Below are 14,752 nucleotides of genomic sequence, written 5' to 3' on the forward strand. Positions count from 1 at the left end.
CATTGCCATCTATATTGAAGTAACAGCACTAAAAAGGTAATAACAATGAATCGGTTCTTAGCCAATCTCACTATCAGAACAAAATTAATTTTAGTGGTACTGCTTCCCCTCTTAGGACTTACGTATTTCGGCGTCAATTATGTATCAGAGGCCTACTTCAATAAACAACAAGCAGAAAGCCTCAGCCAGTTAACAGTACTCGCGCGAGTCAGTAGTGAGTGGGTTCATGAACTACAAAAAGAAAGAGGTATGTCGGCTGGATACCTTGGTTCAAAGGGAAGTAAGTTCAAAGATCAACTTCCTGAGCAACGGCTACTGGTTGACACTAAGAGACAAGCCTTTAAAGCTCATATTGAAAAAGTTCACTTCGCACCAGAATTAGCGGCCCTGAATCAAGATATATTAACTCAAGCTCAACGGCTGGCAACCATCCGTAACCAAGTTTCTCAGTTGCAAATAAGCGTAGCGGATGAAGTGGCTTATTATACTCAACTTAATAAAAAACTGTTAAGCGCCCTTGATACTGTTGCTAATCAAAGTACTGAAGCATCCTTGGCAATAGACGCTGTTGCAATCGGCGCTTTTCTTCAACATAAGGAGCGAGCAGGAATTGAACGCGCAGTGTTATCAAATACCTTCGCAGCAGATCATTTCTTACCCGGCTTTTATGAACGATTTATTCGCTTAATCGCAGAGCAAGATGCTTACCTAGATAGATTCATCGCCCACAGACCCGATTTAATATCTTACATGAAACAACAACTACAGAGCCCAGAAATAAAAAAAGTAAATGAACTGAGACAATTAGCCCTTGATAAAGCCCAACAAGGCGGCTTTAACCAAGACCCAGAAGCTTGGTTTGCTGCTATTACTAAAAAAATAAATATATTAAAGAAGATTGAAGACATGCTGATTGACACTCTTGAGAAAGAAAGTGCGACTCAAATAGGCCAGCAAACACAAGCCTTTTGGCTTAGCTTAGCCATTACGCTTCCCTGTTTAATCATATCCATTATATTTAGTTTTTTCTTAGCAAAACAACTGACCCAGAGCATTACTATTAGCGTTAACACCATTGACTCTATCATCAACAATAAAAATTTTTCCACTCGTATCCCAATAACTGGAAAAGACGAGATAAATGTCATAGCAAAGCTCATTAATCACTTACTAGCAAATATTGAGCAATTATTAACAGAAATTAAAACCTCTACAGAAACCCTCACTGACGCATCAATAGAAAATGAAAAACTCACGAAAAACATGCTGCAACAAATAAATGGCGGCATGACACAGATAGATTTAGTCGCCACGGCGATGAACGAAATGAACGCGACTGTTCATGACATTGCTCACAATGCGGTAAATGCATCAGAGCAGACTGAAGCAGCAACGAATCAAGCCAGCCACGGCGATGAGGAAGTTGATGCCACAGTACTTGCCATTTCTACCTTGCAAGAAGAAATGGGCTTAGTAATGAAAGTAGTAAAAGAGCTGGATAAGTCGGCCAACGAGATCGGTCAATTTCTCGATGTGATAAAAAATATTTCTGAACAAACTAATTTATTAGCCCTGAATGCTGCAATAGAAGCAGCTCGAGCTGGTGAGTCAGGGCGAGGTTTTGCTGTTGTCGCAGACGAAGTAAGGTCATTATCAACCCAAACACGCAATAGTACATTACAAATAGAAACGATGACCAAAACGCTAAAAAGTGGCGCGAGTGAAGCCGTCGAAACAATGAACCGGGGCATGGAACAAGTTGAAGCAAGTGTTACAGAGGCCAAACGTGCTGGTCAAGATATTAGTGAAATAGTGAATAATATCAAGGCTATCAGCTTAATGAATATTCAAGTGGCAACAGCAGCGGAGGAACAAAGTAGTGTCACTGAGGAGATAAATCGAAACGTCTCGGATATGCAAGGAAACTTCCAGCAGATCGACCATTCATCTCAGCAGTTAAATCAGGTAAATAATAATTTAACCGCATTAGCCAAACAGCTTGATACGGTGCTAAGTGAGTATAACTTAGGCAGAGTTGGGTAAGCTAACGAGAAGAAGAGAGCGTTATTTTTTGCCATTCTGTTCACTATTAAGAAATAACACTCTCATTTCTTCAGGGTTTATTGGTTTAGAAAATAAATAGCCTTGGTACTCATCGCAGCCTTCTGCGTTCAACAAGGCCAGTTGCTGTTCATCTTCCACCCCTTCAGCTGTCACCGACATACCAAGGTTATGCCCAAGTTGAACCACGGTTCTGACTATCATGTGATCTTTATGATTGCAGACACAATCATCAACAAAGGATTTGTCAATTTTGAGCACATCAATGGGCAAGCGGCGCAAATAATTTAACGAAGAATAAGCCACGCCAAAATCATCAATCGCCACTTTAACCCCTATGTCTCGTAAGCGGCTAAAAGTATCAATAATATGATTAGGATTTTCCATAATTGCGCTTTCTGTTATTTCTACCTGCAATAAATAGGCAGGAAAAGCAGCTTCAAGTAGTGCGCGTTTAATCATTTCCAGAACATTGTCATGGGCTAATTGCACCGCGGACACATTGACCGAGATAACAACCTCTTTGCCCGCGTCCAGCCACCTCTTTCCTTGATGACAAGATTGTTGCATCACCCAAGCACCTAAGGCGATAATTTGCTGACTTTCTTCGGCTATCGAGATGAAATCACTGGGGGGAATAACGCCTAAGTCAGGATGCTTCCACCTTACTAGTGCCTCGACACCAGAAATAACCCCCTTTTTAACATCCACCTTAGGCTGATAAAGCAAGTAAAATTGCTCTTGCTCTAGGGCATACATTAACTCTTGTTCAAGTTGATATTTACGAATCGTTTCTTGGATTAGATCGTGGTCAAACCAGTGATAAGTATTCTTACCTTGTGCTTTTGAACGATACATAGCGATATCGGCATTACGACACCAGATATCATTTAAACCGGACGCGTCACTGTATAAGGCAATACCAATACTCGCGGTTAAATGATATTCGCGCTTTGCCAGATGATATGGGCTGTCAGCAAAGGCAATAATACGCTGAGCTAACACATTGACCTCTCGCTCTAACTCGCTATTCTTTCTAACTACGACAGCAAACTCATCACCACCAATGCGATAAGCACGGATAAAATCAGATTCAACAGACTTTAGTCGATGCGCAAACTCTTTTAGAACTAAGTCGCCAATATTGTGGCCCATATTATCGTTGATACGCTTGAAGCCATCTAGATCAATTTGCAGTAAGGCTGTGGGGGTATGTGTTGACTCCATCTTCATTTTCATTTTCGCTATATCACGATAAAAACCCTTTCGATTAGGCAATTGAGTCAAATAATCCGTCATACTCTCTTTTTTATAATTATTCATTTGAAACTGCAGCTTCTGCTGAAAAAAAGCCATCACAGAGGCAAAACTACTAATCGTGATAAGCTCAAGAGCATCTTCAATAAACTCATCAAACTCGTTCCCCTTGAGCTGAAATAAATAGGTCGAGAGTATCAAAAAAGCACTGGTGATAGGCCACAGTGAACTTGGGAATAAAATGATATAAGTAAGTGGGATCAATATAAATGTTTCTTCAACTTGATCCAAAGACAGTGGGTCAACAATACCACCAGTAACAATAAGGCTAAGGGAAAAAATACTTGTCATTATTTTTAACTTGCGTGAATCGGCACGTTTAGCAAACAGCATTAAGATGGGATAAAGCAAGTAAGTATAAGGAGCAATCTGATGCTCGCTGTACAAAGTATAAGAAATGAGAGCGACGGCCACATAATAAAACAAACTAATCCAAGGCTTTATCGACAGCAAAGATCGCAGTGTCTTGTTGATAGTGGCCATAAGCGTCCTTAATTGTTGGCTTTAATCAGTATGGCAAAGGCTCAAGCACAACTAAAGAACACAATTAAAATGTTACACAATTTGTCGTCAACCTCACACTAGCCGTTCGCTTAAAATAGGTTTAATGATCCAATAACCTAAGTGAAATTCTTGAACATTGTTCAAACAATAAGATAAGTCATCCAATAATGAAGCAATTACCTGCCGCACAAGATAGTTTTACAGCGCTTCGCCTAGTAAGTTATCATGGAGTAGTGTTTCCACTCGTTCATGCTTTCGCGCTACACGAAACATAACTAATTTGTTTAAAAAATGCGTACTAAACAACACTTTTATTTATAAAAAACTGATTTATGACGCTAATTTAGCTATCTGCGCTAAAATAGGCTTATCGATAGCAAGGAGGGCTATGATGAAAAACTTGTCTCGTTCATTAAGCTTTACCAGTGCCGCTAAGCGCGACCTAATCATTATTAGCATCTGCTCATTGCCTTTGCTCATTACACTGTTGACTTTAGATATATCTGAAACAATGGTGACTTTCTTCCAGCAATATGAGCATTTTGAGCTAGATGAGTTAATGCCGCTGGGCATGTTTTTATCATTATGCTTCACCTGGTTTTCTTGGCGACGTTGGCGTGAAATAAAAGGGCTCTACCTAGTAGTAGAGAAATTGTCTTTACAAGATCCCATTACCCTTAGCCATAACCGCCGAGCAGCGATCATCGAGCTCAGTAAATTACAGAAATCAAAGGCTCCATTTGGCTTAATTTTAGTTGATTTAGATAACTTTAAGCAGATAAACGAAAGCTTTGGTTACGATATTGGCGATGAAGTATTAGTAAAAAAAGCGCAGCTGTTACAACGTTATTGTGGCAAACACCAATTTAGCGCGCGTTGGGCTGGGGCACAATTTATTGTCATCGCCCATGGTTACGATGTTCACCAAACCCAACAATTGGCGAAAAAGTTACACCGAGCGGTGGTGGATGAGTTGTTTAATAGCATGGAAATCGTTTGCCGTTTAGGACTGACCCAAAACCACCCCAATGACTCGGTGGAGCAAGCTTTACAGCGTGCGCAAGATGCACTACTTGAAGCAAAATTAAGAGATGAAGACATCTATCAACAATGGTAATTACGTTGTCTAGCCCTTAGGCGATATGCATATAATTTTAAATACAAAAAAGCCTCGCTAAAGCGAGGCTTTTTGCTAGTAAAGACTTGAAATTACCAGCCTGTTACTTCTTTTAGTGCTGAGCCGATTTCAGCTAGCGATTTAGTGGTTTTAACACCCGCCGCTTCTAGTGCAGCAAATTTATCTTCAGCTGTACCTTTACCGCCAGAGATAATTGCGCCAGCATGGCCCATACGCTTACCTGGAGGCGCTGTAACACCTGCAATGTAAGATACAACAGGCTTAGTGACATTGGCCTTGATATAAGCAGCAGCTTCTTCTTCAGCGGTACCACCGATTTCACCGATCATTACAATCGCTTCTGTCGCTGGATCGTTTTGGAACATTTCCAATACGTCGATGAAGTTAGTGCCAGGGATAGGGTCACCACCGATACCAACACAAGTAGACTGACCAAAACCAGCATCGGTAGTTTGCTTAACCGCTTCGTACGTTAGTGTACCAGAGCGAGAAACAATACCTACTTTACCTGGCTTGTGGATGTGGCCTGGCATAATACCAATCTTACATTCACCTGGCGTGATCACACCCGGACAGTTAGGACCGATCATGCGAACACCCGTCTCTTCTAGCTTCACTTTAACGTCAAGCATGTCAAGAGTAGGAATACCTTCAGTGATAGTAACGATTAGCTCGATACCGGCATCAATAGCTTCTAAGATTGCGTCTTTACAAAAAGCCGCTGGTACGTAGATAACAGTTGCTGTTGCGCCAGTGGCTTCAACGGCTTCACGCACTGTGTTAAACACAGGCAGGCCTAAATGCTCTTGACCGCCTTTACCTGGCGATACACCACCGACCATTTGCGTACCGTAAGCAATTGCTTGCTCTGAGTGGAATGTACCTTGGCCGCCAGTGAAACCTTGACAGATTACTTTGGTATCTTTATTGATTAATACAGACATTATTTGCCCTCCGCAGCTTTAACTACTTGCTCAGCCGCGTCAGTTAGACTTGTAGCAGCAATGATATCGAGACCAGACTTAGCTAGCACTTCACGGCCTAATTCCGCGTTGGTACCTTCAAGACGAACCACTACAGGCACTTCTACGCCTACTTCTTTAACCGCGCCGATAATACCTTCTGCAATCATGTCACAACGCACAATACCGCCAAAGATGTTAACTAACACAGCCTTAACATTCGAATCAGATAGGATGATTTTGAATGCTTCAGCTACGCGCTCTTTAGTTGCGCCGCCACCAACATCCAAGAAGTTAGCTGGCTTGCCACCGTGTAGGTTGACGATGTCCATGGTACCCATCGCTAGGCCTGCACCGTTAACCATGCAACCTACGTTACCGTCTAGCGCTACGTAGTTAAGTTCAAACTTAGCTGCGTGTGCTTCACGCTCATCTTCTTGTGAAGGATCGTGCATTTCACGTAATTTAGGTTGACGGTACATCGCGTTTGAGTCGATGTTGATTTTACCGTCTAGGCAAACTAGGTTGCCCTCACCTGTCACAACCAAAGGGTTGATTTCTAGCAGTGCTAGGTCATGCTGAATAAACATGTTGCCTAGACCTAAGAAAATCTTAGTAAATTGTTTAATTTGGTCACCTTTTAGGCCCAATTTAAACGCTAATTCACGGCCTTGGTAAGCTTGTGGGCCTACTAGCGGATCAATCGCAGCTTTGTGAATAAGCTCAGGTGTTTCTTCAGCAACCGTCTCAATGTCCATGCCGCCTTCAGTTGACGCCATGAATACCACGCGACGTGAACCACGATCAACCACTGCACCTAGGTATAACTCGTTAGCAATGTTTGACGCTTCTTCAACCAAGATTTGAGTAACTGGCTGACCATTTGCGTCGGTTTGGTAAGTCACAAGGTTCTTACCTAACCATTTCTCAGCAAAGCCTTTAATGCCTTCTTTGGTGGTATGTAGCTCAACGCCACCCGCTTTACCACGGCCGCCTGCGTGTACCTGACACTTAACAACCCATTTTTCTCCACCGATTTTATCGGCTGATTCAGCAGCGGCTTCTGCAGTGCTAGAAGCGAAACCTACTGGGACTGGCAATCCAAAGTCAGCAAAAAGCTGTTTTGCCTGGTACTCATGCAAATTCATGATGTTCTATCCGTTTTTTTTAACAACGTTCTTTAGGTGTGAATCACCCTGCGAAATGGGCTTATCAAACAATAAGCCCAAACTTTTAAACTTTCTGATTACGACTTATACATCAAGTAGTAAGCGTGTTGGATCTTCTAGTAATTCTTTAACAGTTACTAAGAAACCAACTGATTCTTTACCATCGATTAAACGATGATCATAAGATAAGGCCAAGTACATCATAGGTAAAATTTCAACTTTACCATTCACAGCCATTGGGCGGTCTTGGATCTTATGCATGCCTAAAATCGCCGCTTGTGGCGGGTTGATGATAGGAGTAGATAATAGTGAACCGAACACACCACCATTAGTGATAGTGAAGTTACCACCCATCATTTCCTCAACCGTTAACTTACCGTCACGACCTTTCAGGGCTAGTTCACGAATACCTTTCTCGATATCAGCTAGACCTAACGTATCGCAGTCGCGTAATACAGGCGTAACCAGACCGCGAGGCGTTGAAACGGCAATGCTCACGTCGAAGAAATTGTGGTAAACAATATCATCGCCATCAATAGATGCATTTACCTCTGGGTAACGTTTTAGCGCTTCGGTGATCGCTTTAACATAGAAAGACATAAAGCCAAGACGAATGCCGTGTTTCTTTTCAAACACTTCTTGATATTGTTTACGAATATCCATGATCGGCTTCATGTTGATTTCGTTAAACGTAGTCAACATTGCTGTTGAGTTTTTCGCTTCAAGCAAACGCTCAGCAATACGTTTACGCAGACGCGTCATCGGTACGCGTTTTTCGCTACGAGCAGCCACTGATTCAGATGCAACAGGTGCTGTTGCGGCCGCTGTAGGTGCTGCTTTAGCATTGCGGAAATTCTCAACGTCTTCTTTAGTGATCACGCCGCCTTTGCCTGAGCCTTTAATCTGGCTGGCATCAATACCGTGTTCGTTCATTAAGCGACGTACTGAAGGGCTAGCATCCGCCGCGCCTTTTGCTGCTGGCGCTTCTTCAGAACTGGCTGCGGGTGCAGCGGCAGTCGCAGCACCTGGTTTGATACGTCCAAGCAATTGTTTAGAAAGAACCGTTGCACCTTCTTCTTCGGTAATTGCTTCTAAAATACCTGATTCAGAAGCAGGTACTTCAAGGACCACTTTGTCCGTTTCGATATCCACTAGGATTTCGTCGCGTTCAACAAACTCGCCTGGTTTTACATGCCAAGTTGCCACGGTTGCATCCGCGACAGACTCAGGTAAATCGGGAACTAATATTTCGATAGCCATTTAGCTTTCCTTCACTCTTATTCTTTCAGACCAAGTGCGTCATTAACCAACGCTTTTTGTTGTTTTAAATGTACAGAGATATAACCAACCGCCGGTGATGCAGAAGCAGCACGACCGGTATAAGTTAATGTCGCACCTTCAGGTAATACATTTCTGAAGTGATGCTGACTACAATACCAAGCACCTTGGTTTTGCGGCTCTTCTTGACACCAAACAAATTCTTTCACATGTTGATATTGCTTAAGAATCTCTTCTACTTCTTCTGTTGGGAATGGGTAGAGTTGTTCAATACGAATAATCGCAACATGGCTCAATTCATTGTTACGGCGCTGCTCGAGTAGATCGTAATAGACTTTACCGCTACACATCACTAAACGAGTCACTTGTTTGGGATCAAGATCATCAATTTCATCAATTGCGTTATAGAAACGGCCATTCGCTAACTCATCAAGGCTAGAAACCGCTAATGGATGACGCAACAAGGATTTAGGCGACATGACGATCAAAGGACGACGCATTGGGCGTACCACTTGACGACGCAGCATTTGATAAACTTGCGCAGGTGTAGAAGGCACCACCACCTGCATATTATGTTCAGCACATAATTGTAAGTAGCGCTCTAGACGAGCGGATGAATGTTCTGGGCCTTGGCCTTCATAACCGTGCGGTAATAGCAAAGTAAGACCACACATACGGCCCCACTTCTGTTCACCTGAACTCAAGAATTGGTCGAATACCACTTGAGCACCGTTAGCAAAGTCACCAAATTGCGCTTCCCAAATCGCTAGCCCTTTCGGCTCTGCAGTCGAGTAACCGTATTCAAACGCTAGCACCGCTTCTTCAGACAAAACTGAATCATAGATATCTATCTTACCTTGGCCCTCTTTTAAATGAGCTAAAGGCAAATAAGTGGCCGCATCCGTTTGATTATGAAGCACAGCATGACGATGGAAGAAAGTACCGCGTCCAGAATCTTGGCCGACAATACGTACGTTATATTGACTGTCTAAGATAGTGGCATAGGCCAATGTTTCAGCAAAGCCCCAATCTATCATTTTTTCACCGCGGATCATCGACAAACGATCTTGATAAATCTTATCAACACGGGAATGAAGTTTATGGCTGTCAGGATATTGACAAACTCTCTCACCAAGCTCTTTCAGATGTTCGAGCGGGTACTGAGATTCATAAGAGGTGTCCCAATCATGCTTCAGGTATGGCGTCCAATCAACCGAATGTTTCTGCATTGGACGCCATTCATCAACCACACAATCGCCTTTATCAAGGGCATCACGGTAACCGTCAACAAACGCCTTCGCTTGCGCTTTATCAATGACACCTTCATTAACCAGCTGGTCAGCATAGATACTGCGCGGTGTTGGATGTTTTTTGATTTTTTGATACATCAATGGCTGAGTTGCGTTCGGCTCATCAGCTTCGTTATGCCCATGGCGACGGTAACACACCAGATCAATAACCACATCGCGTTTAAATGTATTTCTAAAGTCTAATGCGATTTGCGTAACTAAGATAACCGCTTCAGGGTCATCCGCATTGACGTGGAAAATAGGCGCTTGAACCATTTTTGCAATATCTGTGCAATACATGGTTGAACGAGTATCTTCTGGATTCGAGGTAGTGAAACCAATTTGGTTGTTGATCACGATGCGAATAGTTCCGCCAACCTTAAATGCACGCGCTTGCGACATATTAAAGGTTTCTTGAACCACACCCTGACCTGCAATAGCCGAGTCACCGTGCACTGTAATAGGTAATACTGAAGAGCCATCCTTGCAGCCTAAGCGTTCTTGACGAGCACGAACAGAGCCTAAGACAACAGGATTTACTATCTCTAAATGAGATGGGTTAAACGCCAATGCTAAATGCACGTCTCCACCCGGCGTGGCAAAGTCAGAACTAAAACCTTGGTGATATTTAACGTCACCCGCACTGTCATCATAAACTTTTTTGCCAGCAAACTCATCAAACAAGTCCGTTGGTTTTTTACCCAATACGTTCACTAACATATTAAGTCGACCACGGTGTGCCATACCGATAACCACTTCTTTGGCACCCTGCTCGCCGGAACGACGGATCAGCTCTTTTACCATCGGAACGAAGCTATCACCGCCTTCTAGAGAGAAGCGTTTTGCCCCTGGGAATTTAGAGCCGATGTATTTTTCTAACCCTTCAGCCGCAGTTAACCCTTCAAGAAAACGTTTTTTCGCATCAGTGCTAAATGAAGGCTTACCTTCACAAGACTCAATTCGATTTTGGATCCAACGTTTCTGTTCTGTATTGGTGATGTGCATATATTCAGCACCAATAGAGCCACAGTAAGTACGTTTCAGCGAATCGACAAGGTCTTTAAGCACCATGGTGCCATTACCAACGGCGTATGAACCAACATTAAAGCTGGCATCAAAATCCGCGCCTTCCAAATCATGGAAGAAAGGATCAAGTTCACGCACTGATTTACGCTGCCATAAACGCAATGGGTCAAGCTGAGCTTGTTGGTGACCACGGAATCGATAAGCATTGATAAGTTGTAATACCTTAACTTGCTTTTCATCGTTGTGCATTTCACCAGAAGACGCAGTGAAACGTTTAGGTGATTTTGCTAAGCGACGAAATTCTTCAATGACTTCTGAATGCGCCTGCTCTTGAGTTGCGTTTTCAAGGCCAGGAAGTTCATCGAAAATGGTACGCCACGTAGGGTCGATTTTTGTAGGGTCTTGCAGATAGGCTTCATACAGCTCTTCAATATAAGCTGCGTTAGCACCAGCCAGGTGAGAAGATTCTAGCCAGGCTTTCATCACACTGTTTTGCATCAATTATCCCTTATTATACTTCTTGAGCAAACCGTTCCGCTTTATGCGGTTGTAGGGTAGTTTTACCAAAAAAATAGCCACCTCTCCAGAGATGGCTATTCAGTTTTTGCTGCAAAACATCACGTTTGGCAACAAATTATACTAAACAGCCTTGTTTAGCAGCATTGACTTGATATGGCCAATGGCTTTAGTAGGGTTTAATCCCTTAGGACAAACACTGACACAATTCATGATGCCATGACAGCGAAATACGCTAAACGCATCGTCAAGACCGGCTAAACGTTCATCTGTGGCAGTATCACGACTATCGATTAAGAATCGATAAGCAGCTAGCAGCCCTGCAGGACCAATGAATTTGTCAGGGTTCCACCAAAATGAAGGACAAGAAGTAGAACAACATGCACAAAGAATACATTCGTACAAACCGTCTAATTTTGCTCTTTGTTCTGGTGACTGCAAGTTTTCACCTGCAGGTGGTAATGCATTGTCTGTGATTAGGTATGGCTTGATCTTCTCATATTGAGTAAAGAACTGAGTCATATCAATAACTAAGTCACGCACAACCGGTAAACCAGGTAGTGGACGAATCACTATTTTGCCGTTACCTGATAGATCAGATAGGGGTGTGATACAGGCCAAACCATTTTTGCCGTTCATGTTTACGCCATCAGAGCCACATACCCCTTCGCGACACGAACGTCGGAAGGATAACGTAGGATCTTGCTCTTTAAGCATCAGTAATGCATCTAACACCATGATGTCAGAGCCATCTTCAAGATTAAGGGTATAATCTTTCATGTATGGCACGTTATCTACATCTGGGTTGTATCGGTATACCGAAAATTCAACTTTCATCTTAGCAACCCCTTAATACGTTCTGATCTTCGGCTCAAATGCTTCGCGGTGTACTGGCGTCATATTGACGTCACGCTTAACCATTTGTTCCGTTTCAGGGTTATAAAGAGAGTGACACAACCAACTTGCATCATCACGATCTGGGAAGTCAAAACGACTATGAGCGCCGCGACTTTCTGTTCTAAAGTTTGCAGCTAGCGCTGTTGCGTAGGCCGTTTCCATGAGGTTATCAAGCTCTAAACATTCGATACGCTGAGTATTAAACTCTGAACTGGTGTCTGACAACTTAGCATCTTTTAAACGCTCACGAATGGCTTTTAGTTCAGCCAGACCTTCAGCCATGGCTTTACCTTCACGGAATACCGAGAAATTCTTCTGCATACACTGCTGCATGTCTTTTTTGATTTGCACCGGACATTCACTGCCTTGGCCGCTTTCCCAACGATTAAAGCGAGCCAAAGAGGCTTGGATGTTCTCTTCTGAGGCTTCTTTAATATCAACGAGTTGGTCTAGAGCTTTACCTAAGTGCTGGCCAGCAGCGCGGCCAAATACGACTAAATCAAGTAACGAGTTACCGCCTAAGCGGTTAGCGCCGTGTACCGATACACAAGCAATTTCGCCAACGGCAAATAAACCGGTAACATCCATCTCTTTGCCATCAGTATCTTGTTTAATCACTTGGCCAGTTACACGTGTCGGTAACCCACCCATCATATAGTGACAAGTTGGAATAACAGGGATCGGCTCTTTAACTGGATCAACGTGAGCAAAGGTACGCGATAACTCACAAATACCAGGCAGTTTAGATTCCAGCATTTCTTTGCCAAGATGATCCAACTTCAGCTTAACGTGTGGACCCCAAGGACCTTCACAGCCGCGACCTTCACGAATTTCAATCATGATCGAACGAGCAACAACGTCACGGCCTGCTAAATCTTTCGCATTCGGCGCGTAACGCTCCATGAAGCGTTCGCCATCTTTATTTAACAGATAACCACCTTCACCACGGCAACCTTCGGTCACTAAGGTGCCAGCTCCGGCAATACCTGTTGGGTGAAACTGCCACATTTCCATGTCTTGTACTGGCACGCCAGCACGAATCGCCATGCCAACACCGTCACCAGTGTTAATGTGGGCGTTAGTTGTTGACGCATAAATGCGCCCTGCTCCGCCCGTTGCTAAGATAGTGGCTTTTGATTTGAAATAAACCACTTCACCGGTTTCAATCTCAATAGCGGTACAACCCACTACGGCGCCTTCGTCATTTTTAACTAAGTCCAAGGCATACCATTCGGAAAAGACCATGGTCTTATTTTTAACGTTTTGCTGATATAGAGTGTGTAATAACGCATGGCCTGTACGGTCAGCAGCAGCAGCCGTACGCGCCGCTTGCTCACCACCGAACTCTTTGGATTGACCACCAAAAGGTCGTTGGTAAACGCGGCCATTGTCAAAACGAGAGAAAGGCAAGCCCATATTCTCAAGTTCTGTGATCGCTTCAGGGCCAGTCTTACACATATACTCAATCGCGTCTTGGTCACCGATATAATCAGAACCTTTCACGGTATCGTACATGTGCCACTGCCAGTTATCTGCGTGTGCGTTACCTAACGCAACGGTGATACCACCTTGCGCAGAAACTGTATGTGAACGGGTTGGAAAAACTTTAGATAATAGCGCGCAGCTTTTACCTTCTTTAGAAATTTGCAGTGCAGCGCGCATGCCTGCACCACCGGCGCCGATAACAACAGCGTCAAATTCGCGAACTGGAATACTCACTAAACACCCCACAATACAGAGAAGCCAACGAACACATAAATAAAGGCTACAGATGTCAGTACAAACTGTAAACTTCCGCGCAGTAACGCGCATTTGATGTAATCAGTTAATACTTGCCACAAGCCAATCCAAGCATGCACTAACATGGCAACTAGCGCTAACATAGTGAAAGCTTTAGTAAACACGCCAGAGAAAAACCCCTGCCAAGATTCATATGTGATATCGGTGAAGGCAATAAAGCCAACAAGGTAGAGAGTGTAAAGTGTTAAGATGACGGCTGATGCGCGGATCAGTACAAAATCATGTACGCCACTGCGGCCTAAGCCTGATGCGATTTTTACCATACCATAATCCCCGCAAGTAGTGACAAGATGATGGCGATAATGAAGCTCACTTTCGCGCTTTGTGTACCAGATTCTAGTTCTTCCCAGTAACCCAGATCCATGATCATATGTCGGACACCTACCACGATGTGGTAAGCCAATGCAGTCAGTATTCCCCAAAGAATGAATTTGATGAAGAAATTGTCGGCTAGACTAGCGACGCTTTCAAATCCTTCCTTTGAGCCTAACGATTGCGCTAATAGCGATAGCAAGATAGCTAGTGCTACAAACACAATGACGCCAGATACACGATGCAAGATAGATGCAATAGCAGTTACAGGAAAGCTTATTGTCTGTAGGTCGAGGTTTACAGGTCTTTGCTTTTTCACGGTGTTGCCCACTCAGCTCCATTGAGAGCATGCTTGTTATAGTTATATTCCCCGGAACAAACGCACTTATCTCAACGCTCAAATAAGTTGTTAATTGGTTGTTGCGGCCTTTATAACATTTCTCAAAGATAGCGTTATCACCGCTATCCTCGGAATGGCTTAAA

Annotated in this window: 11 protein-coding genes; 2 read left to right on the forward strand and 9 right to left on the reverse strand. The window is 43.4% G+C overall.

From position 1 onward, the window contains the following. Positions 1 to 45 precede the first annotated feature (45 nt). Positions 46 to 2,043: a methyl-accepting chemotaxis protein gene (locus tag K1M91_RS13225; RefSeq protein ID WP_232802509.1), complete on the forward strand. Its 1,998-nt coding sequence runs from the start codon at positions 46 to 48 to the stop codon at positions 2,041 to 2,043. A gap of 21 nt (positions 2,044 to 2,064) precedes the next feature. On the opposite strand, the gene K1M91_RS13230 is transcribed toward K1M91_RS13225, so the two are convergent. Continuing rightward, the gene (locus K1M91_RS13230; RefSeq protein WP_232802513.1) at positions 2,065 to 3,861 is read right to left on the reverse strand and encodes a bifunctional diguanylate cyclase/phosphodiesterase; all 1,797 of its coding nucleotides are present in this window, start codon (positions 3,859 to 3,861) and stop codon (positions 2,065 to 2,067) included. A gap of 409 nt (positions 3,862 to 4,270) precedes the next feature. On the opposite strand from K1M91_RS13230, the gene K1M91_RS13235 reads away from it, so the two are divergent. Then, complete coding sequence (locus tag K1M91_RS13235; RefSeq protein WP_232802514.1) at positions 4,271 to 4,999, forward strand: GGDEF domain-containing protein; 729 nt, start codon at positions 4,271 to 4,273, stop codon at positions 4,997 to 4,999. 92 nt (positions 5,000 to 5,091) lie between these two features. On the opposite strand, the gene sucD is transcribed toward K1M91_RS13235, so the two are convergent. From sucD to sdhC, 8 genes are all read right to left on the reverse strand, one after another. Continuing rightward, a complete protein-coding gene (gene sucD, locus K1M91_RS13240; RefSeq protein WP_232802515.1) occupies positions 5,092 to 5,964 on the reverse strand; it encodes a succinate--CoA ligase subunit alpha in 873 nt (290 codons plus the stop codon). After that, the gene (gene sucC, locus K1M91_RS13245; protein WP_232802516.1) at positions 5,964 to 7,130 is read right to left on the reverse strand and encodes an ADP-forming succinate--CoA ligase subunit beta; all 1,167 of its coding nucleotides are present in this window, start codon (positions 7,128 to 7,130) and stop codon (positions 5,964 to 5,966) included. The genes sucD and sucC overlap by 1 nt, the downstream gene beginning before the upstream one ends. Positions 7,131 to 7,235: 105 nt before the next feature. Further along, positions 7,236 to 8,411, reverse strand: coding sequence for a 2-oxoglutarate dehydrogenase complex dihydrolipoyllysine-residue succinyltransferase (gene odhB / locus K1M91_RS13250; RefSeq protein ID WP_232802517.1), 1,176 nt, complete (start codon positions 8,409 to 8,411; stop codon positions 7,236 to 7,238). Positions 8,412 to 8,428: 17 nt separating this feature from the next. After that, positions 8,429 to 11,242 (reverse strand): 2-oxoglutarate dehydrogenase E1 component, encoded by a 2,814-nt coding sequence (gene sucA, locus K1M91_RS13255; RefSeq protein ID WP_232802518.1) that lies wholly within the window; start codon positions 11,240 to 11,242, stop codon positions 8,429 to 8,431. Positions 11,243 to 11,383: 141 nt separating this feature from the next. Beyond that, positions 11,384 to 12,097, reverse strand: coding sequence for a succinate dehydrogenase iron-sulfur subunit (locus tag K1M91_RS13260; protein ID WP_232802519.1), 714 nt, complete (start codon positions 12,095 to 12,097; stop codon positions 11,384 to 11,386). Positions 12,098 to 12,109: 12 nt separating this feature from the next. Further along, the gene (gene sdhA / locus K1M91_RS13265) at positions 12,110 to 13,876 is read right to left on the reverse strand and encodes a succinate dehydrogenase flavoprotein subunit (protein ID WP_232802520.1); all 1,767 of its coding nucleotides are present in this window, start codon (positions 13,874 to 13,876) and stop codon (positions 12,110 to 12,112) included. Next, positions 13,876 to 14,220: a succinate dehydrogenase, hydrophobic membrane anchor protein gene (gene sdhD / locus K1M91_RS13270; protein WP_232802521.1), complete on the reverse strand. Its 345-nt coding sequence runs from the start codon at positions 14,218 to 14,220 to the stop codon at positions 13,876 to 13,878. Before sdhD ends, sdhA begins: the two co-directional genes overlap by 1 nt. Continuing rightward, entirely contained in the window at positions 14,214 to 14,600 is a 387-nt protein-coding gene (sdhC, locus tag K1M91_RS13275; RefSeq protein WP_232802522.1) for a succinate dehydrogenase cytochrome b556 subunit, read from the reverse strand. Before sdhC ends, sdhD begins: the two co-directional genes overlap by 7 nt. Positions 14,601 to 14,752: the final 152 nt, after the last annotated feature.

Origin of the sequence: Motilimonas sp. E26, assembly GCF_021278025.1 — a bacterium.
In the GTDB taxonomy this organism is placed as follows: Bacteria; Pseudomonadota; Gammaproteobacteria; order Enterobacterales; family CBDFNC01; genus Motilimonas.